Here is a 21136-nt window from a genome sequence, read left to right on the forward strand (position 1 = left end):
GTGTGGTGGGTCACTGCGGGCAGGCGGGGCAGGGGAACGGCGAGGCCGTCGTGACCGGTGGGGAGGACGGCCCGCAGGCCGCGTCCGGCAGCCCGTCCGGCAGCCCGTCCGGCAGCCCGTCCGGCAGGCAGGGGCGGCTGCGGGCCCTGCTTGCGGGGTAACCCGGTCCACACGACCGGCCCCGGCCCGCCGACACCACCGCCCCACAGCCGACCGCGCCGAAACTCCCCGACACCCCGGCCGGCGGCAAGGCAGAATTGCCCGGTGCGGTATCTCATCCTCGGCGTCACCGAAGCCCGTGACGAGACCGGCGCCCCCCTCCCCATCGGCGGCGCCCGCTTGCGCGCACTCCTCACCGCCCTCGCGCTCCGCGCCGCGGCCGGCACGCGGAGCGCCTCTGCCTCTGTCTCCGCCTCCGCCTCTGCCACCGCATCCGTCGCCGACCTCGTCGACGAGGTCTGGGGCGACGACCCGCCCCAGGACGCCCCCGCCGCCCTGCAGGCCCTCGTCGGCCGGCTCCGCCGGGCCCTCGGCGGCCGGCACACCGTCCACGCCGGCCCGGCCGGCGGCTACGGCCTCGCCGTCGCCGACCGCGACGACATCGACCTGTACCGGTTCACCCGGCTCGCCCGCCAAGGCGTCCAGGAGCTGGCCGCCGACCCCGCCACCGCCGCCGGAACCCTCCGTACCGCTCTCGCTCTCTGGCGCGGCCCCGCCCTCGCCGACCTCCCCGAGCCCGCCCGTACCGCCCACGCCGCCGCCCCCGAAGCGCACCGCACCGCCGCCCTCCGCGCCCGGATCGACGCCGAGCTCCGCAGCGGCGCCGCCGACCCGGCATCCCTCCTCCCGGAGATCGAGGCGCTGATCCAGGAGCACCCGTACGACGAGCCCCTGCGCGCCCACCAGCTGCGCGCGCTGCGCGCGGCCGGCCGCCCCGCCGACGCCCTCGCCGCGTACGAGCGCACCCGCCGCACCCTCGCCGACGCCCTCGGCGCCGACCCCGGGCCCGAACTCGCCGCCCTGCACGCGGAGCTGCTCCGGCCCGCGCCCCCGGCGCCACCCGCACCCGCGCCCCCGGCGCACCCGGCATCCCCCGCGCCCCCGGCGGCAAGCGCACCCCCGGCGGAGCCGACCGGCAACCTCCGCCCCCGCCTCACCTCCTTCGTCGGCCGCGAGCCCGAACTGGCCGCCCTGCACACCGACCTGGCCCGCCTCCGCCTCGTCACCCTCACCGGACCCGGCGGTTCCGGAAAGACCCGGCTCGCCGAGCACGCGGCCTCCGCCCACCCCGAACCCGGCTGGCTCGTCGAACTCGCCCGTCTCGACCACCCGGCCGCCGTCCCCGGCGCCGTCCTCAGCGCCCTCGGCCTGCGCGAGAACACCCTCGTGGCCCGCGACAAGACCGCCGCCGCCGACCCCGCCGCCCAGCTCGTCGAGCACTGCGCGAACCGCCGCCTGCTGCTCGTCCTCGACAACTGCGAGCACGTCATCGGCGCCGCCGCCGAACTCGCCGAGCGCCTCCTCACCCACTGCCCCGGCGTCCGGATCCTGGCCACCAGCCGCGAACCCCTCGGTGTGCCCGGCGAAACGGTCCGCCCCGTCGACCCGCTACCGCCCGACCCCGCACACCGCCTCTTCGCCGACCGCGCCTCCGCCGTCCGCCCCGGCTTCACCCCCGCCGAGGACCCGGCCGCCGTCGCCGAGATCTGCGCCCGCCTCGACGGGCTGCCGCTCGCCATCGAGCTGGCCGCGGCCCGGCTGCGGCTGCTCACCCCGCGCCAGATCGCCGACCGCCTCGACGACCGCTTCCAGCTCCTGACCAGCGGCGCCCGTACCGTCCTGCCCCGCCAGCAGACCCTGCGCGCCGTCGTCGACTGGTCCTGGGACCTGCTGGACGAGCCCGAGCGCGCCGTCCTGCGCCGGCTCTCCGTCTTCGCCGGCGGCTGCGACCTCCCCGCCGCCGAGGCCGTCTGCACGGACGGCACCCTGGACGTCGCCGACGTCCTCGGCTCGCTCGTCGACAAGTCCCTCGTCCTCGCCACCCCCGGCCCGGGCGACAGCGGCATGCGCTACCACATGCTCGAGACCATCCACGAGTACGCCGCCGAACGCGCGGCCGCACACGCACCCGACCGCAGCGCCGCCGCCCACCGCCACGCCGCACACTTCCTTGCCCTCGCCGAGGAGGCCGAGCCCCTCCTGCGCAGCGCCGCCCAGCTCCCCTGGATCCGCCGGATCGAGACCGAGCTCGACAACCTCCGCGCCGCGCTCCTGCACACCACCGAAGCCGGCGCCGCCGAGACGGGCCTGCGCCTCACCCTCGCCCTCGGCTGGTTCTGGTGGCTGCGCAACTACCGCACCGAGGGGGCGGAATGGGCCGCGCGGGTCCTGGAGTCCCAGCCCGCCGAGCCGCCCGAGGGCACCCCCGAGTACTGGCGCTTCATGCGCACGCAGATGCTGCGCGTCCTCCTCCTCGCCGAAGACCACGCGCCCGAGGAGTTCCGCACCCCGCAGAACATCGCCCTCGCCGACCACCTCCAGCAGGTCTTCCGGGACGGCGGCCCCGAAACCGCCCGCTTCCCCGGCATGCTCTGGCCGATGACCACGTTCATCACCGGTGACACCCGTGACGTCCGCGACGGGCTCGCCGAGACGGTCGACAACTGCCGCCGCCACGGCGGCGACTGGGAACTGGGCATCAGCCTCATGCTCCGCACCCACATAGCCATCGACCTCACCGGCGGCCTCCCGTCCGTCGACGCCGACCTCGCCGAACTGCAGGAGATCGCCCACCGCGTCGGCGACCGCTGGACCCGTGCCCAGCTGGCGAGCGCCTCCGGCGAGGTCGCGCTCTCCCGCGGCCGGTACGAGTGGGCCCGCGCCGAGTACGAGGAGGGCCTGCGCCTCGCCCGCGAGGTCGGGGCCCATACCGAGGTGCCCTTCGCCATCGCCCGGATCGCCGAGTCCGCCTTCTGCTCGGGGGACTTCGACGGCGCCGAGCAGCTGCTGGCGGAGGTCGCCCGTGAAGTCGAGCCCTACGGCGGGGTGTACGACGTCCGGGCCTACGGCGGCATGCTCGCGGCGCTGCTCGCCCTCGTCCGCGGGGACCTCGAGCGGGCCCGTGCCGAGTGCGAGCTGGCTCGCGCCGCGTCCGAAAAGATCTCGGCGCCCCCGCAGCTCAAGGCCGGGCTCGACAACATCGACGCCATCCTCACCGCCCGCGCGCACGGCCCCGAGGCCAGCCTCGCGAAGCTCGGGCCGGCCCTGGCCGCCTCCGTCGCCGCGCACTGCGCCGAGCGCGTGCTCGCCTCGCTCGCGGACACCGCGGCCGTCATGCTGGCCGCCTCCGGGCGCAGCGCAGAGGCCGTACGGGTGCTCGCGGCGGCCACCGTCTGGCGCGCGGACCACCCGCGCTCGGTCCCGGAACAGACCGCCGTCGGCGGACTCCCGGACGACACCCGCGCCGTGCTGGGCCCCGATCGCTACAAGCAGGAGGAGGCGGCGGGCGCCGAGCTCTCCCCGGCCGAGGTGGTAACCCTTCTCACCGGCAGCTGATCACGGCGTCGGCCCAGCTCGCCAGGGTCGGCAGACTGCCCTGCCCGGCCTGCTCCACCACCAGCCGCAACGTCTTGCGCCCGGTCAGGGGGACGTCGACGGCGGCGGCCGGATCCCCGTACCCGAGCGCGCCCGACCGCCACAGCCGCTGCCCGTCGGCGTACACCGAGAACCGCACCGTGCCGTCGGTGAACAGCGACAGGTCGTCCACCCCGGCCCGCGCCGAGAACGCCGTGCACTGCCGGTTGAGGGTGATCTCCACCGAGGAACGGGAGTTCACGGTGATCCCCTGTGCGAACCGCCGGTCCGCGATGCGCAGCCCCCACCGCTGCCACACCCAGCTGCTGCGCCAGGTCTGCAGCTCGGGACCGCTGTGGTCGCCGAACGCGGCGTGTTCGAGCCCCGCCAGCCGGAACCCCTGCAGGGGCTTCGGCACGGACGGAGACGGGGACGGCTCGGCCGGACTCCGGCTCGGTACGGGGCTCGGCGTCGGCGAGGGCTTCGGGGAGGGCGCCCGGGACACCGGCGGGGCCGGGGCCTTCGGATTCGGCGCGGAGGGAGCCGGCGGCGCGGGAGTCGTGGGCGGCGCGGACGGTACGGAGCCCTGCGCGGCCGGCGGCTCCGCATCGGCCGGTGCCGAGGTGCGCGGAGCCGGGACCAGCGGCACCACGGGCGCCGCCACACTCGGCGCGGGCTGCGCCTGGACCCCCGGCTCGGGATCGTCCCCGGCCAGCGCGAACACCACCCCGGCGGCCGCGGCGACCGCGATCCCGGCGGCGATGGCGGCCTTGGCCGACAGCCCGAGCCCCTCGGACACCACCGCACCCCCGACCCCGGACCCGGCACCCCCGGCGCCGCCGCCGGCCCCGGCAGCCCCGGCTCCCGCACCCGCGGTTCCACCACTGGCCCCGGCCCCACTGGCCCCGGCCCCACTGGCCCCGGCCCCACTGGCCCCGGCCCCGGCGGCCCCGGCACCTGCCCCGGCGGTCGACCCGCCCGAGGCCGCGGCGGCAGCCCCCGCGCCCCCGGCGGCAACGGCCCCGCCGGCCACGACTCCGGCCGCCTTCGCCGCGTACCCGGCTGCGAACCACCCGATGACCGCGACGGGCAGCAGCGCGGGAATGCCCGCGTTGACGTCCTTCAGCTCCCCGGCGGCCAGCCGGCACTTCGAGCACACCTCCAGGTGCCCCCGCAGCCCCCGCTCCGCCCGCATCCGCAGCCCGCCGCGGGCATACGCCCCCAGCCGGTCCGCGTACCGCGCGCAGTCCCCGCCCGCACTGAGCGCCGAGCTCACATGCGCCTGCAGATAGGCCTGCTTGAGCCCTTCCCGGGCCCGGCCGGCCAGCACGGCCGTCGCGTTGGCGCTCAGCCCGAACAGCGGCGCGATCGCACTCGGCGAGGCATCCTCGACGGTGGTGTGCCACAGCACGGCCTGCCACCGCTCGGGCAGGCTCCGGAAGGCCTGCATGGCCAGCGACTGCTCGGCCCCGTGCATCGCCCGGACGTCCGCGCCCAGTTCGAGGGTGTCGCCCCCGGACAGGCCGGACATGCCGCCGCCGACCTCGGTCCCCGCGGCCGCCTGCTCCGCGAACACCGCGAAGTCCTCGACGAGATGCTCCCGCCGGGACGTCTTCGCCCAGGCCGCCGCGACCCGCCGCACGGTGGTCAGTAGATATGCGCGCACCGACTGGTCCGGCCCGGCCCCGCCCCGTACCGCCTGGAGCGTCCGGGCGAACACCTCCGCGGTCAGGTCTTCGGCCGTGTGCCCGTCACGGCAGCACGTCCGCGCGTAGCGCCGTACCGAATCGGCGTGCCGGAGGAACAGTTCCTCGTACGCCCCGTCGTCGCCCCCGCGCATCCGGGCGATCAACTCGCCGTCGGACGGCGGCAGCCCGCCGCCGGAGCGCCGCGAGGCCGCATGGCGCCCGCGCGGTTCGCGCTGGGCCGGGACCTGGCCTTCGGCCGGGGCGTCCACCTCGGCCTCGCTGCCGGCACCACCGAACGCGCCGGCACCACCGAGCGGCTCTTCCCGACCGTCAACGCTCATCGCGGAAGCCCCCGCCCGACACACTCACCCGGTACACCGTTCAAGCGTGTCACACGGGGGGCGCGCGCCGAACCCCTCTCCACGCCATCCACTCGTCCGGGCAGCATCCGGTCAATCCCCGAACCCGGCCCTCACTCTTTCGAGTGAGCGGCCGTTCGGGGAACCGTTCGACGAACCGGTCGGCGGGTGGAGCGGGCAGCCGCACGCACCCCTGCAAGGGCCTCCGCGAGGACTGCCTCCCGTACGGCTCAGACCGTCCGGGACCGCAGCCCTTCGAGCAGGATGTCGAGCAGCCGGGACGAAGCCGCCGCCTGCTGCGCCGCATCGGGCAGGGCCGGAGCGGCCGTCGCTATCACCAGCAGCACATCGGCCACCGTGACATCGCCGCGCAGCTCGCCGGCCTCCCGGGCGCGGTCCACCAGCCGGCCGACCACCTCGAGCAGCGCACCCGCGCCCGCGTCCTCCGAGGGCTCGTCCTCGACGTGAGCCCGCGAGCCCACGACGCGCAGCTCGGGAGCCCCGCCGCCGGTCACGCCGGCCTGCCGCTGGTGCGGAACCCGCGCCTTCTCCGCGTCCTCGACGCCGTCCTCGCTCGCCGAGCCGACCCGCAGCACCTGCGGCGGCAGCAGCCGCCCGGCACCCGAGGCCACGGAGGTGCGCAGGAAGCGCGACAGCGCCTGCCACGGCTCCTCCTCCTGGCCCAGCGCGGTCCTCGCCTGCTCGGTCAGCCGGGCGGTCTCTTCCTCGGCTATCCGGCGGACCAGGACGTCCTTGCTCGGGAAGCGCCGGTACACGGTGCCGACGCCGACGCGTGCGCGCCGCGCCACGTCCTCCATCGGAGCCCCGTAGCCCAGCTCGCCGAACACCTCGCGCGCCGCGCGCAGCACGTGCTCGAGGTTGCGCTGGGCGTCGACGCGCAGCGGCGTGGAGCGACCCACGCCGTGCGTGGTGCCGCCTGTCATCAGGCGACCGTTGCTCTCACTCGAGAGTGCGGTCGCAGAACCATGGAAATCGGAAATGTTCATATGTATCCCCCGGTGATCAGTTGTCTCCCCCCGGAGACACTCCCCGCCTTCGTGCCGAGGTGGGCCACGGTCATGTGGGCCCCGGTCCTACTCCTCGACGAGATACGAACATAGTTGAGCCAGAGTCAATTCAGAAGAGGCAGCCCCGGACGGACCACCGCCCGATCGGAGCATTCACCCCCACTTTTCCGACCCAAGCCACCGGAATCGCCCCGTCCGCACCGCCTGACCTGCGGAACTCCACCCCCACTCCGGCCGTCCGACAGCCCCGTACCGGCATCCCCTCCGGTCACACAATGTGTCAGGCCTGTGGACAAACTCCCGGCCACGTTGCGTCATGGGATGGTGAAGGCTGCTAACTCCCGGGGCACGGCCCCCGGTACCCCGCCCCGCACGCGCATCCTCGTCGTCGGCGGGGGCTACGTCGGCATGTACACGGCTCTCCGGCTCCAGCGAAAGCTCAGAGCCGGCGAAGCCGAGGTCACGGTGGTCAGTCCCGAGCCCTACATGACGTACCAGCCCTTCCTCCCGGAGGCGGCCGCCGGCTCCATCTCCCCACGCCATGTCGTCGTCCCGCTCCGCCGCGTCCTCGGCAAGTGCCGCATCGTCACCGGCGAGGTCCAGCGCATCGACCACGCCAAGCGGACCGCGACCGTCAGCACCCTCGCCACCGCCGACGAAGGCACCGGCGCCCAGGAGCTCGAGTACGACGAAATCGTCGTCGCCCCCGGATCCGTCTCCCGCGCCCTGCCCATCCCGGGACTCGCCGACTACGCCATCGGCTTCAAGACCGTGGAAGAGGCCATCGGCCTGCGCAACCACGTCATCGAACAGATGGACATCGCCTCCTCCACCCGCGACCCCGCCCTCCGCGACGCCGCCCTCACCTTCGTCTTCGTCGGCGGCGGCTACGCGGGCGTCGAAGCCCTCGGCGAACTCGAGGACATGGCCCGCTACGCGGCCCGCTACTACCACAACGTCAAACCCGAGGACATGAAGTGGGTGCTGGTCGAGGCCAGCGACCACATCCTCCCCGAGGTCGGCCCCGAACTGGGCGTCTACACGATCCGCGAACTGCGCCGCCGGAACATCGACGTCCGCCTGGAGACCCGGCTCGAATCCTGCGAGAACCGCGTCGCCGTCCTCAGCGACGGCGCCCGCTTCCCCACCCGCACCGTCGTGTGGACCGCCGGCGTCAAACCGCACCCGGTCCTCGCCGCCTCCGACCTCCCGCGCAACGAGCGCGGCCGCCTCACCTGCACGGCCTTCCTCACCGTCGACGGCGTCGAGCACGCCTGGGCCGCCGGCGACGCCGCCGCCGTCCCCGACATCACCGCCGACAAGACCGGCGTCGAATGCGCCCCCAACGCGCAGCACGCCGTCCGCCAGGCCAAGGTCCTCGCCGACAACCTGCTGGCCTCCCTGCGCGGCGAACTCCTGACCGAATACGCCCACAAGTACGTGGGCTCCGTGGCCTCCCTCGGCCTCCACAAGGGCGTCGCCCACATCTACGGCCGCAAGCTCAAGGCCTACCCCGCCTGGCTGATGCACCGCACCTACCACCTCAGCCGGATCCCCACCTTCAACCGCAAAATGCGCGTCCTCGCCGAATGGACCCTCTCGGGCCTCTTCAAGCGTGAGATCGTCTCCCTCGGCTCCCTCGAACACCCCAGGGCAGAATTCGAACTCGCCGCCGGACACGGCCACAGACACCCCCCGCCCCCGCCCGCCCCCGGCCCCCCGAAGGACAGCCAGGGCTGACGTTGTCAGTGCGCTCGGCCACACTGGACGTGTGACCATAGGTGGGCTCACACCTGCACACAGTGACATTCACCGTGACATCCACCGAGCGACACCGGCCAGCGACCGACCACGAGAAGCACAGCGACCACTTGCGACACCACGAGGCTTGAACGCAGTGAACTTCACGCGCTGGAGCGCCCGTTTTCCCGGAACGCAGCGCCGCGCCGCCGCCCGGTCCGAACATGCCGCCGCCCAGGCCAAGCGGGGTGAGGGCGCCGTCCCGGCAGCCCGCGGCGCCGCCGCCCGCCCGGCAACGGCCCCGGACGGCTGCCCCGCCGACCCCGCGGACCCCACGGTCTGCGGCTCGGGCACCGGCTCGGGCTCAGGCACCGGCGTCCTCGCCGCCGTGCCCTCCCTCGACGAGCTCTCCGTACGGGAGGTCCTCGGCCGGCTCCCGGCCCTCGTCGCCCTCGTCCACGGCCCCGAGCACCGCGTCGCCTACCTCAACGACGCCTACACCGCGGGCTTCGGGCCCCGCCCCACCGGCGCACCCGCCCACGAGGCCCTCCCCGAACTCGGCGAACTCGGCCTCCTCCCGCTCCTCGACCAGGTCCAGCGCAGCGGCAAGCCCCGTACCGCCAAGAACCGCACCTCACCCGGCGGCTCCAGCTCGTACACCGTCACCTGCACCCCCGTCGAGTTCCCCAAGGCCGACACCGAAAGCGGGACCGACCCCCACCACGCCGGGGTCCTGATCCACCTCGCCGACGTCACCGACCACGCCGAAGCCGTCGAACGGCTGCGCGCCAGCGAGCGCCGCCAGCGCGAAGCCGCCGTCACCCTCCAGCGCTCCCTCCTGCCGCAGGAACTCGAACAGCCCGACGACCTCCGCATCGCCGCCACCTACCAGCCCGGCGGCACCGAAGCGGCCGTCGGCGGCGACTGGTACGACGTCATCACCCTCGGCGCCGGCCGCACCGCCCTCGTCATCGGCGACGTCATGGGCCGCGGGGTCCGCGCCGCCGCCGTCATGGGCCAGCTGCGCACCGCCGTCCGCGCCTACGCCCGCCTCGACCTGCCCCCGCACGAGGTGCTCCAGCTGCTCGACGGGCTCGCCGCCGAGATCGACGCCAGCCAGATCGCCACCTGCGTGTACGCCGTCCACGACCCCAACGAGGGCCTCCTCGCGTACGCCTCCGCCGGCCACCTCCCGATCCTCGTCCGCGACGAGGACGGCACCGTACGCCGCGCAGCCGACCCCACCGGCCCGCCGCTCGGCACCGGCGGCTGGCTGCACACCTCGGGCACCATCGCGCTCGGCCCCGGTTCCACCGCCGTCCTCTACACCGACGGCCTGGTCGAACGGCGCGGCGAGGACATCGACGAGGGCGTCGCCGCCCTGGAACGCGCCCTCTCCGGCGCCCAGGGCACCCCCGCCGTCATCTGCGACCGCCTCATGCGCGCCCTCGGCGTCGACGCCGACCACGACGACGACGTCGCCGTCATGGTCCTCCAGCAGCCCGCCCGCACCGGCGCCGACGCCGAGCTCTTCCACAACGCCGCCCTGGAACTCCTCGGCGGCATCGAGGCCGCCCCGCGCGCCCGCGCCTTCGCATCCGGAGTCCTCGCCTCCTGGCGCTTCCCGGTCGAACTGTGCGACCTCGGCGTCCTCGCCGCGAGCGAGCTCGTCGCGAACTCCCTCCAGCACGGCACCCCGCCCATGCGGCTGCGGTTGCGCCGCACCGACCGCCGCCTGATCATCGAGGTCACCGACGGGGACGATCACCTCCCGCGCCGCCGGCGCGCCGAACCGGCCGACGAGACCGGCCGAGGCATCTCGATCATCGCGACGATCGCCTCCTCCTGGGGTTCGCGCCGCACCCCGGGCGGCGGCAAGGCCGTCTGGTGCGAGTTCGCCCTGCCGGACAAGTAGCGGGTACGGGAAAGGCCCGGTCCACGGGGACCGGGCCTTCCTCATATCTCCGACGCGGGCACGTATCTCCTACACGGGCACGCGCTCCGGCTCGGCGACCTTCACGGCCACCGCCGGCACCGCCTCGCCCTTCAGCAGCGACGGCCTGTCCTGCACCGGGTTCAGCTGCTTGCCGAGCCGCAGCGCCAGCAACGCGATCCCGAGGGAGACCACGACGAACACCCCGATGTAGAGCATCGGCACCCCCGCACCGAGCGGCACGCCCAGCGGTCCCAGGGCCAGCGCCATCTGCTTGACCAGCGCGAAGGCGGAGTTGTACTGGCCCACGGAGCCCTCCGGCGCCAGGTCGGCCACCAGCGGGGCCAGGGTCGGCGACAGCATCGCCTCGCCGATGCCGAAGAGCGCGTACGTCGTGATGAACGCGGCGGCGGCCATCATCGCGCTGCCGTGCCCGAGGCCCGAGAAGCCGGCGATGACCCACGCGACGGTCCAGATCAGGCCGACCAGCGCGATCACGCGGGACCGGCGGCGCCTCTCGACCAGCTTCAGCACGACGAACTGCGCCACGACGATCGCGCCGGTGTTGGCGGCCAGCGCGAAGCCGAGGGTGGACGGGGAGATCCCGGCCGCCTCGGTACCGAATGCGGCGAGCCCGGACTCGAACTGCCCGTAGCAGGCGAAGAAGATCACGAAGCCCAGCACCAGCAGCTTGACCATGGCCTTGTGCTCGAGCAGCCGCTTCCACGCGCTGCCCGCCCGGGACTCGTCCCGCGGCACGGCGTCCTTGATGCTCGGCGCGTGCGGCATCCGCACGGTGAGGATGACGCCGGCCAGGACCAGGAACATCACGGCCTCGATGCCGAACAGCAGGGTGAAGCTGGCGGGCCGGCTCTCGTCGACGATCTGGCCGCCGATGAGGCCGCCGATGCCCAGGCCCAGGTTCTGCATGAAGAACTGCAGGGCGAAGGCGCGCGTCCGGGTGCCCGGGGTCGAGCACCACACGATCATCGTGGCCAGCGCCGGCTGCATGACGGCCTGCCCGGCGCCGAGCGCCAGGGCGGACAGCAGGATCGGCACGATGCCGGTGGAGAGCCCGAGCGACAGGGCGCCGGCCGACGCGGCGACGGCCGCACCGATGACCACGGGGACGGGACCCCGGCGGTCGATGACCCGACCGGTGAGGGGCAGCGCGACCAGGGCACTCACGGCGAAGGCCACGAACGCACTCGTGGCCGCCATGGAGCCCAGACCTCGCACCTGCGCCACGTAGATGTAGAGGAACGGAACCGTGAAACCGATGCCGAACGCGGTCAACGCGTTGCCGGCCTGGATCCGCCGCATCGCAGCGCCCATCACCTTGGTCACTTCTCACCTGCCTTAAGAACTGAAGTCCGAAGACTTCATAGCTAAACTTCGATCCTTAACTCTACACATCGAAGGAGTTAGACGCCAACGGGCTCATGCGATACTTCGAACCATGGGTGACACCCCCGACGGCACTGCGCCCGTCCACGAGCCGAGCCTCGACGAGCAGATCGCCGTCTATCAGCGCGAGTTCCAGGACCTCGATCCCCAGGTCGAGAAGGTGGTCTCGGCACTGAGCCGGCTGAACCGCCGCATGAACGTCGCGTACGGACGCCAGACCGCCGCACTGGGCATCAGCAACGCGGAGTGGGAGGTCCTCAAGGCCCTCGTCATCTCCGGAGCCCCGTACCGGATGGGCCCGAGCGAGCTCGCGAAGCAGCTGGGCCTCACGCCGGCGGCGATGACCCATCGGATCGACCGCATGACGGCGGAGGGGCTGGTGACGCGCGAGCGGGACGAGTCCAACCGCGTCCGCGTGATCGTGGAACTCACGGACGAGGGCCGCAGCAAGTGGCTCGACGCCATGCGGGCGGCCACGGTCTTCGAGGAGGACCTCCTCCAAGACCTCTCCACTGCGGAACGCGGCGTGCTGGGCGACATGCTCACCCGGCTGCTCGACCGCGTGGAGGACCTCCAGTCGCCCAGCTGACGGGCCCGCCAACTGCGGGGTTGACACCGACCCCGCGGGTCCGTAAGGTTCTTCGAGTTGTCCCTGAGCCGGAAGGTTTTGGCGACAACGAATCCCGCCGCCTCGTTGCGGCACCCAACTCAGCACGATCTCCCACCGGGAACGAATTCGGCATGCCCGAATTAATTTCCGAAGGCCGATTATGAATCGACCGGGAAATCCACTAGAGTTCAGGGAGTCGGAAGGGCCCAACAGCCCGGAAGACAAACCCCGCTGACTGGGGGTCAGGCCCGAAAGGATCTGATAGAGTCGGAAACGCAAGAACGAAGCCCGGAGGAAAGCCCGAGAGGGTGAGTACAAAGGAAGCGTCCGTTCCTTGAGAACTCAACAGCGTGCCAAAAATCAACGCCAGAAGTTGATACCCCGTCCACTTCGGTGGATGAGGTTCCTTTGAAAAAGACCTGTGAGGTCGCGGTTCGCCGTGATGCTTGCAGGCAATTACACAGCGAGGACGCAGTGGTCAGTCGGTCTTATTCCGACCATGACTGGCCCGCTCAACGTGTGTGTGCACCGGATTACCGGTAAACATTCATGGAGAGTTTGATCCTGGCTCAGGACGAACGCTGGCGGCGTGCTTAACACATGCAAGTCGAACGATGAAGCCCTTCGGGGTGGATTAGTGGCGAACGGGTGAGTAACACGTGGGCAATCTGCCCTTCACTCTGGGACAAGCCCTGGAAACGGGGTCTAATACCGGATAATACTCCTGCCTGCATGGGCGGGGGTTGAAAGCTCCGGCGGTGAAGGATGAGCCCGCGGCCTATCAGCTTGTTGGTGGGGTAATGGCCCACCAAGGCGACGACGGGTAGCCGGCCTGAGAGGGCGACCGGCCACACTGGGACTGAGACACGGCCCAGACTCCTACGGGAGGCAGCAGTGGGGAATATTGCACAATGGGCGAAAGCCTGATGCAGCGACGCCGCGTGAGGGATGACGGCCTTCGGGTTGTAAACCTCTTTCAGCAGGGAAGAAGCGAAAGTGACGGTACCTGCAGAAGAAGCGCCGGCTAACTACGTGCCAGCAGCCGCGGTAATACGTAGGGCGCAAGCGTTGTCCGGAATTATTGGGCGTAAAGAGCTCGTAGGCGGCTTGTCACGTCGGATGTGAAAGCCCGAGGCTTAACCTCGGGTCTGCATTCGATACGGGCTAGCTAGAGTGTGGTAGGGGAGATCGGAATTCCTGGTGTAGCGGTGAAATGCGCAGATATCAGGAGGAACACCGGTGGCGAAGGCGGATCTCTGGGCCATTACTGACGCTGAGGAGCGAAAGCGTGGGGAGCGAACAGGATTAGATACCCTGGTAGTCCACGCCGTAAACGTTGGGAACTAGGTGTTGGCGACATTCCACGTCGTCGGTGCCGCAGCTAACGCATTAAGTTCCCCGCCTGGGGAGTACGGCCGCAAGGCTAAAACTCAAAGGAATTGACGGGGGCCCGCACAAGCGGCGGAGCATGTGGCTTAATTCGACGCAACGCGAAGAACCTTACCAAGGCTTGACATATACCGGAAAGCATTAGAGATAGTGCCCCCCTTGTGGTCGGTATACAGGTGGTGCATGGCTGTCGTCAGCTCGTGTCGTGAGATGTTGGGTTAAGTCCCGCAACGAGCGCAACCCTTGTCCTGTGTTGCCAGCATGCCCTTCGGGGTGATGGGGACTCACAGGAGACCGCCGGGGTCAACTCGGAGGAAGGTGGGGACGACGTCAAGTCATCATGCCCCTTATGTCTTGGGCTGCACACGTGCTACAATGGCCGGTACAATGAGCTGCGATACCGTGAGGTGGAGCGAATCTCAAAAAGCCGGTCTCAGTTCGGATTGGGGTCTGCAACTCGACCCCATGAAGTCGGAGTCGCTAGTAATCGCAGATCAGCATTGCTGCGGTGAATACGTTCCCGGGCCTTGTACACACCGCCCGTCACGTCACGAAAGTCGGTAACACCCGAAGCCGGTGGCCCAACCCGTAAGGGAGGGAGCTGTCGAAGGTGGGACTGGCGATTGGGACGAAGTCGTAACAAGGTAGCCGTACCGGAAGGTGCGGCTGGATCACCTCCTTTCTAAGGAGCACAGTACCGATTGCAGACAAACGTTCTGCACGGTCAGCTCATGGGTGGAACGTTGATTAGTTGGCACGGTTTCCAAAACTCTCTGTAAGTACTGCTTCGGCGTGGAACACAGTGAAGTGGAGGGGATCGTGCCTGGCACGTTGTTGGGTCCTGAAGGTACGGCCGTGAGGTCATGTCTTCAGTGCCGGCCCCAGTGAACTTGTTCTCCTTGTGAGGGCAGGGTGATGGGTGGCTGGTCGTTGTTTGAGAACTACACAGTGGACGCGAGCATCTGTGGCCAAGTTTTTAAGGGCGCACGGTGGATGCCTTGGCACCAGGAACCGATGAAGGACGTGAGAGGCCGCGATAGGCCCCGGGGAGCTGCCAACTGAGCTTTGATCCGGGGGTGTCCGAATGGGGAAACCCGGCAGTCGTCATGGGCTGTCACCCACTGCTGAACACATAGGCAGTGTGGAGGGAACGAGGGGAAGTGAAACATCTCAGTACCCTCAGGAAGAGAAAACAACCGTGATTCCGGGAGTAGTGGCGAGCGAAACCGGATGAGGCCAAACCGTATGCGTGTGATACCCGGCAGGGGTTGCGCATGCGGGGTTGTGGGAATGAGCTTGATCGGTCTGCCGGCCGGTCGGCGAGTCAGAAACCGTTGATGTAGTCGAAGGACATGCGAAAGGTCCGGCGTAGAGGGTAAGACCCCCGTAGACGAAACATCAGCGGCTTGCTTGCTCATCTCCCAAGTAGCACGGGGCCCGAGAAATCCCGTGTGAATCTGGCGGGACCACCCGCTAAGCCTAAATATTCCCTGGTGACCGATAGCGGATAGTACCGTGAGGGAATGGTGAAAAGTACCGCGGGAGCGGAGTGAAATAGTACCTGAAACCGTGTGCCTACAAGCCGTGGGAGCGTCGCTCATTGGGTTTACCCAATGGGTCGTGACTGCGTGCCTTTTGAAGAATGAGCCTGCGAGTTAGCGGTGTGTAGCGAGGTTAACCCGTGTGGGGAAGCCGTAGCGAAAGCGAGTCCGAATAGGGCGATTGAGTTGCACGCTCTAGACCCGAAGCGGAGTGATCTAGCCATGGGCAGGTTGAAGCGGAGGTAAGACTTCGTGGAGGACCGAACCCACCAGGGTTGAAAACCTGGGGGATGACCTGTGGTTAGGGGTGAAAGGCCAATCAAACTCCGTGATAGCTGGTTCTCCCCGAAATGCATTTAGGTGCAGCGTCGTGTGTTTCTTGCCGGAGGTAGAGCACTGGATAGGCGATGGGCCCTACCGGGTTACTGACCTTAGCCAAACTCCGAATGCCGGTAAGTGAGAGCACGGCAGTGAGACTGTGGGGGATAAGCTCCATGGTCGAGAGGGAAACAGCCCAGAGCATCGACTAAGGCCCCTAAGCGTACGCTAAGTGGGAAAGGATGTGGAGTCGCAGAGACAACCAGGAGGTTGGCTTAGAAGCAGCCACCCTTGAAAGAGTGCGTAATAGCTCACTGGTCAAGTGATTCCGCGCCGACAATGTAGCGGGGCTCAAGCGTACCGCCGAAGTCGTGTCATTGCAGCAATAGGGCCAACGCCCGCTGTGATGGGTAGGGGAGCGTCGTGTGCCGGGTGAAGCAGCAGCGGAAGCTAGTTGTGGACGGTTCACGAGTGAGAATGCAGGCATGAGTAGCGATACACACGTGAGAAACGTGTGCGCCGATTGACTAAGGGTTCCTGGGTCAAGCTGATCTGCCCAGGGTAAGTCGGGACCTAAGGCGAGGCCGACAGGCGTAGTCGATGGACAACCGGTTGATATTCCGGTACCCGCTTTGAAACGCCCAATATCGAATCAGGCGATGCTAAGTCCGTGAAGCCGTTCCGGACCCTTCGGGGAAAGGAAAGTGGTGGAGCCGACGAACCAGACTTGTAGTAGGTAAGCGATGGGGTGACGCAGGAAGGTAGTCCAGCCCGGGCGGTGGTAGTCCCGGGGTAAGGGTGTAGGCCGAGGGGTAGGCAAATCCGTCCCTCATATAAGGCTGAGACCTGATGCCGAGCCGATTGTGGTGAAGTGGATGATCCTATGCTGTCGAGAAAAGCCTCTAGCGAGTTTCATGGCGGCCCGTACCCTAAACCGACTCAGGTGGTCAGGTAGAGAATACCGAGGCGTTCGGGTGAACTATGGTTAAGGAACTCGGCAAAATGCCCCCGTAACTTCGGGAGAAGGGGGGCCATCACTGGTGATCGGATTTACTCCGTGAGCTGGGGGTGGCCGCAGAGACCAGCGAGAAGCGACTGTTTACTAAAAACACAGGTCCGTGCGAAGCCGTAAGGCGATGTATACGGACTGACGCCTGCCCGGTGCTGGAACGTTAAGGGGACCGGTTAGTGCGCTTTCGGGCGTGCGAAGCTGAGAACTTAAGCGCCAGTAAACGGCGGTGGTAACTATAACCATCCTAAGGTAGCGAAATTCCTTGTCGGGTAAGTTCCGACCTGCACGAATGGCGTAACGACTTCTCGACTGTCTCAACCATAGGCCCGGTGAAATTGCACTACGAGTAAAGATGCTCGTTTCGCGCAGCAGGACGGAAAGACCCCGGGACCTTTACTATAGTTTGATATTGGTGTTCGGTTCGGCTTGTGTAGGATAGGTGGGAGACTTTGAAACCCCAACGCCAGTTGGGGTGGAGTCGCCGTTGAAATACCACTCTGGTCGTGCTGGATGTCTAACCTCGGTCCGTGATCCGGATCAGGGACAGTGTCTGATGGGTAGTTTAACTGGGGCGGTTGCCTCCCAAAGAGTAACGGAGGCGCCCAAAGGTTCCCTCAGCCTGGTTGGCAATCAGGTGTTGAGTGTAAGTGCACAAGGGAGCTTGACTGTGAGACCGACGGGTCGAGCAGGGACGAAAGTCGGGACTAGTGATCCGGCGGTGGCTTGTGGAAGCGCCGTCGCTCAACGGATAAAAGGTACCCCGGGGATAACAGGCTGATCTTCCCCAAGAGTCCATATCGACGGGATGGTTTGGCACCTCGATGTCGGCTCGTCGCATCCTGGGGCTGGAGTCGGTCCCAAGGGTTGGGCTGTTCGCCCATTAAAGCGGTACGCGAGCTGGGTTTAGAACGTCGTGAGACAGTTCGGTCCCTATCCGCTGTGCGCGTAGGAATATTGAGAAGGGCTGTCCCTAGTACGAGAGGACCGGGACGGACGAACCTCTGGTGTGCCAGTTGTCCTGCCAAGGGCATGGCTGGTTGGCTACGTTCGGGAGGGATAACCGCTGAAAGCATCTAAGCGGGAAGCCTGCTTCAAGATGAGTATTCCCACCTCCTTGAGAGGGTAAGGCTCCCAGTAGACGACTGGGTTGATAGGCCAGATGTGGAAGCCCGGTAACGGGTGGAGCTGACTGGTACTAATAGGCCGAGGGCTTGTCCTCAGTTGCTCGCGTCCACTGTGTTAGTTCTGAAATAACGAACAGCTGTGTCAACACCAGCATGTTCAAATTTCATAGTGTTTCGGTGGTCATAGCGTTAGGGAAACGCCCGGTTACATTCCGAACCCGGAAGCTAAGCCTTTCAGCGCCGATGGTACTGCAGGGGGGACCCTGTGGGAGAGTAGGACGCCGCCGAACAATCATTGTAGAAAGCCCCGTACCGGGTATCCGGTACGGGGCTTTTCTGCGTTCAGGGAGCTTCTGCCAGAGCCCCTCGGTATCGTGGGGCCAGCGTTCCCCTGGAGGCACGATGACAGCACAGCACCTCGAAGACGACGGTCCGCTCATCCCCCAGCCGGCCATGACGCGCGAAGCCCTGCGGGACGCAGTGCGCCGGATCGACATGCCGCACCTCGCCGAGTTCGACAGGGAGTGCCATGCGGCGTTCGACCGCGCCGCCGAGACGGGCGCCATCAACCCGCTCCGCTTCTTCCTGATCAAGTGGGCGACGCACGTGGCCATCCACCGCTGGCCCGCGCGCTCGGCAGCGCTGCTCGAGGCCGAACGTACCGCCGGCAACCCGGACGCCACGGAAGCCGAGTTCCGGGCAGCCATGGAAACGAGCAGCCGCATCCTCGGCGAGGCCCAGCGCGAGATCGGTCAGTGACCCCGCGGGGCGAAGGCCTGGAGAACGACGGCGGCTGGGCATGGGAATGCGATCCCAGCCGCCAGTGGGTCCTCGGCGACATGGCCGCCGAGCACCAGAGAACCGTCGGCGCCGTGATGGACGGCCTGGTCGACCTGGCGTCCATGGGCATCGACCCCAAGGACGGCAGCCTCTACGAAGACCCCAGCCCCATGCGGCTGCGGACGTACGAGGACGAGCACCTGATGCTCTGGTACCAGACGATTCCCCACCGCAACCGCGTCTACCTGAAGCGCGTCAACCTCTGATCACCGGGCGACCGAGTCCGTCCCGACCCGGAGCGGAGCCTGCCGGTCGGTGACTGGCCGATCGCGGACACGGGGACCCGGACGACCCGATGGCGACGGCTCACCCACCCGAGTGACGGCAGCACACCGCGACCGCTACCGGCCCAGCTGGACGGGCGGTTGCTCCTCGGCGCGTACGGGCGGGGCGGCCCGCACCCTCATCCTCAGCGTCTCCGGCAGCCCAGTGCGTTGACGCACCGTTTGGAGTGGGGACTGTCTCTCAGAGCTGGCTGTGAGATCGCCTGGAGTGGCGGCTCGGCAGGCCATGGCCCTTTGCACGGGGCAGTGACCATCCTTCCCGGTTCCCCGTGGACATGCCGGAGCCGGTGGACCGGTCACTCGCGCCGGCCCCCAGCTGCTCATCCGTTGTACGTGCCGGCACCGGGCCGGATATCTTCGCGCCGCACGTCGTCCACGTGCGCACGATCCTGGGATGGAGTCCCTTGCACGACGACCAGATGGCCGCCGGCCTCGTCGGCCTGCTCCTCATTGCCGTCGAGATCCTCGTACCCCTGGTGGGAGCCCTCGCAGCCGCCCGGGCGATCCGCCGACGAGGGCGCAATGCTCGCCTGGCCATGGCGGGCTGCCTGGTGATGCTGCCCGGGCCGATCGTGTCCACGCTCGGTATGACTCTGGGCTTGGAACCGCTCATGCGCGTCGTCGGGACCCACATGGCCGCCCATGTGCTCACCGCGATGACGCTGCCCTTCCACCTGCTCGGCTTCGGGCTCATCCTCGCCGGAGCACTCTCCGGCCCGACGCAGCCGTCCGCACCATCCCTCCGACAATCGCCCCCGGCTCCGGCAGTCGAGGCCAGACCGTACTGACGGACGACGGGCCGCACCTGCTGCCACCTGGTCAGCGGGCTGGGGAAATGACGGCCTGGATCCCGCACCGGCACAGGTGGCCGCACATCGCGCGGGACGAACAGGCACGAGGCGAAGGCCGGCGCAGCGGTGGGGTGTTGCGGGCTGAGCTGGTGTGGGAGGAGACGTTCACCGGCTTGCGGATGCGGATGGACCGGTTGGCGAAGCTGGTGAAGGTGCTGCGGGAGCGGGGCGGGAACGGGCCTGGGGGTGGTCGGCCGTGGTGCCTGCCGCTGGCGGACCGGGTGGTGATGGTGGCGGTGTACTACCGCTCGAACCTCACGATGCGGCAGCTCGCCCCTCTTTTCGGGATCTCCCCGGCCACCATCTCCCGGGTCAGCCAACGCCTCCGTCCGCTGCTCGCACTGGAGCCGGCGCCGCGGCGGGTCGCCGATGTCGAGCGGTTGTGGATCGTGGACGGAACTCTGATCCCGGTCTGCGATCGGCAGGTCGCCGCATCCTCCCGCAGCTACCGGTTCTCGGCTCGACGCCGACACCCGCCTGGCCATCGCGAGCGCTCGGCCGGCGCCGGGGAACAAGGCTGATGCCCACGTCTGGCGGGAGTCGGACCTGCCGGCCGCGGCGGCCGGGACTACGGTGATCGCGGACGGCGCCTACCGCCTGCACGAGACCAACCTTCTGCAACTCCCTTAGGCCCCGCGGCTGCTGGTCGTCGACCTCCGCCTCCAGGCCAAGGGCGACGACCAAGCCGGGGCAGCCGCGTAGCACGCGCCGTCAGGGCGGTGGATCCTGCTGTCATTCGTATGCGAGCGTCCGCTCGGCCCTGTGCGGCTCGGTGACGGCTACGTGGTCGAGGAGAACGTCAGCGGCAAGGCGGTGAAGGAGCACCAGGTCGAGAAATACACGGCCGGCCACAGCCTCGGCTGGACCGTCGAGCGCTCTGGGAGCCGTCTGGCTTACCTCGACGAAGACGAGACGGCTCACGTCGTCGGAGTCACCGGCGCCGCCTCTCGGCTCGCGGCGATCCGGGAGCAGGGCCGTAGAGCCGGTTGGTGACTCTGGTGGCCTCGCCGACCAGGTCGTCGTCGAAGCCGACGGTCATCTCCAGCTCGCGAGCGTCTCGTCCTCGCCGTCGGATGGCCGGCCGTATGCGGGGCATCGCGCGGCGGCGTCCACGATGACGAGCACGTCCCTCGCATCGGTCTTGGGCTCACCCGGCCTGTCGATCCCCCCGGGCCCGGTGCCCCCCCCGTCGTCAACAGCAGGGGGCGGCGAGCCCATGGCGCTGCCGGGCCCGATGATCGCTGAAGACGCTGGTCATGACCTCTGCGGGTGCTCGTTTTGACACCCCGGAGGGCCAGTTGTAGGGTTGAGCGGTTGCCTGGAACTGGACAAGTTCGGCAGCCAACCAGCAAGCCCCCTCGCACCCTGGAATCGAATTCTGTGGGTGCGTACTCGACTCCTCATCCAGGAATCTGAAGCCGGGAAATCCGGTGGAAAAG

General features: G+C 68.8%; 11 protein-coding genes, 3 rRNA genes and 2 pseudogenes. 12 read left to right on the top strand and 4 right to left on the bottom strand.

Translation table 11 applies throughout. From position 1 onward, the window contains the following. Positions 1-264 precede the first annotated feature (264 nt). A complete protein-coding gene (locus OHT74_RS21135) occupies positions 265-3555 on the top strand; it encodes an ATP-binding protein (protein ID WP_328621061.1) in 3291 nt (1096 codons plus the stop codon). On the opposite strand, the gene OHT74_RS21140 is transcribed toward OHT74_RS21135, so the two are convergent. Continuing rightward, positions 3542-5602, bottom strand: a complete 2061-nt coding sequence (locus OHT74_RS21140) for a sigma-70 family RNA polymerase sigma factor (RefSeq protein ID WP_328621062.1) — start codon at positions 5600-5602, stop codon at positions 3542-3544. The two genes, OHT74_RS21135 and OHT74_RS21140, sit on opposite strands and share 14 nt — an antisense overlap. A 248-nt stretch (positions 5603-5850) precedes the next feature. Then, on the bottom strand, positions 5851-6627 hold the full coding sequence (locus OHT74_RS21145) for a TetR/AcrR family transcriptional regulator (protein WP_328621063.1): 777 nt from the start codon (positions 6625-6627) through the stop codon (positions 5851-5853). A gap of 342 nt (positions 6628-6969) precedes the next feature. Between OHT74_RS21145 and OHT74_RS21150 the strand changes: the two genes are divergently transcribed. Further along, entirely contained in the window at positions 6970-8388 is a 1419-nt protein-coding gene (locus tag OHT74_RS21150) for an NAD(P)/FAD-dependent oxidoreductase (protein WP_328621064.1), read from the top strand. A gap of 157 nt (positions 8389-8545) precedes the next feature. Next, entirely contained in the window at positions 8546-10303 is a 1758-nt protein-coding gene (locus OHT74_RS21155) for an ATP-binding SpoIIE family protein phosphatase (protein ID WP_328623357.1), read from the top strand. Between the two features lie 69 nt (positions 10304-10372). Here the strand turns inward: OHT74_RS21155 and OHT74_RS21160 are convergent, their stop codons facing one another. Further along, positions 10373-11668: an MFS transporter gene (locus OHT74_RS21160; RefSeq protein WP_266665933.1), complete on the bottom strand. Its 1296-nt coding sequence runs from the start codon at positions 11666-11668 to the stop codon at positions 10373-10375. A 112-nt stretch (positions 11669-11780) separates the two neighbouring features. Here OHT74_RS21160 and OHT74_RS21165 point away from each other — a divergent pair, with 112 nt between their 5' ends. The 9 genes and pseudogenes from OHT74_RS21165 to OHT74_RS21205 all read left to right on the top strand — a co-directional run bounded on the left by OHT74_RS21165 (position 11781) and on the right by OHT74_RS21205 (position 20690). Then, positions 11781-12317 (top strand): MarR family winged helix-turn-helix transcriptional regulator, encoded by a 537-nt coding sequence (locus tag OHT74_RS21165; RefSeq protein ID WP_030292304.1) that lies wholly within the window; start codon positions 11781-11783, stop codon positions 12315-12317. Between the two features lie 567 nt (positions 12318-12884). Next, positions 12885-14409 (top strand): 16S ribosomal RNA (locus tag OHT74_RS21170). A 284-nt stretch (positions 14410-14693) separates the two neighbouring features. After that, positions 14694-17817: ribosomal RNA gene (locus OHT74_RS21175) — 23S ribosomal RNA — on the top strand. Positions 17818-17895: 78 nt separating this feature from the next. Beyond that, positions 17896-18012, top strand: a 5S ribosomal RNA gene (gene rrf, locus OHT74_RS21180). The 16S, 23S and 5S rRNA genes sit together here, the layout of an rRNA operon. A 112-nt stretch (positions 18013-18124) precedes the next feature. Next, a complete protein-coding gene (locus tag OHT74_RS21185) occupies positions 18125-18481 on the top strand; it encodes a DUF6247 family protein (RefSeq protein WP_328621065.1) in 357 nt (118 codons plus the stop codon). Then, positions 18478-18768 carry a hypothetical protein gene (locus tag OHT74_RS21190; RefSeq protein ID WP_266665936.1) on the top strand — a complete coding sequence of 97 codons (291 nt, stop codon included), beginning with the start codon at positions 18478-18480 and terminating at the stop codon, positions 18766-18768. The genes OHT74_RS21185 and OHT74_RS21190 overlap by 4 nt, the downstream gene beginning before the upstream one ends. 482 nt (positions 18769-19250) lie before the next feature. Next, the gene (locus OHT74_RS21195) at positions 19251-19634 is read left to right on the top strand and encodes a hypothetical protein (RefSeq protein WP_328621066.1); all 384 of its coding nucleotides are present in this window, start codon (positions 19251-19253) and stop codon (positions 19632-19634) included. A 182-nt stretch (positions 19635-19816) separates the two neighbouring features. Then, a pseudogene (locus tag OHT74_RS21200) lies at positions 19817-20291 on the top strand (helix-turn-helix domain-containing protein); the annotation flags it as partial. A gap of 168 nt (positions 20292-20459) precedes the next feature. After that, positions 20460-20690 carry a hypothetical protein gene (locus tag OHT74_RS21205; protein ID WP_266665938.1) on the top strand — a complete coding sequence of 77 codons (231 nt, stop codon included), beginning with the start codon at positions 20460-20462 and terminating at the stop codon, positions 20688-20690. On the opposite strand, the pseudogene OHT74_RS21210 reads toward OHT74_RS21205, so the two are convergent. After that, a pseudogene (locus OHT74_RS21210) lies at positions 20671-20852 on the bottom strand (IS110 family transposase); the annotation flags it as partial. The gene OHT74_RS21205 and the pseudogene OHT74_RS21210 sit on opposite strands and share 20 nt — an antisense overlap. Positions 20853-21136: the final 284 nt, after the last annotated feature.

The sequence above is a fragment of the Streptomyces sp. NBC_00354 genome (assembly GCF_036106915.1).
In the GTDB taxonomy this organism is placed as follows: Bacteria; Actinomycetota; Actinomycetes; order Streptomycetales; family Streptomycetaceae; genus Streptomyces.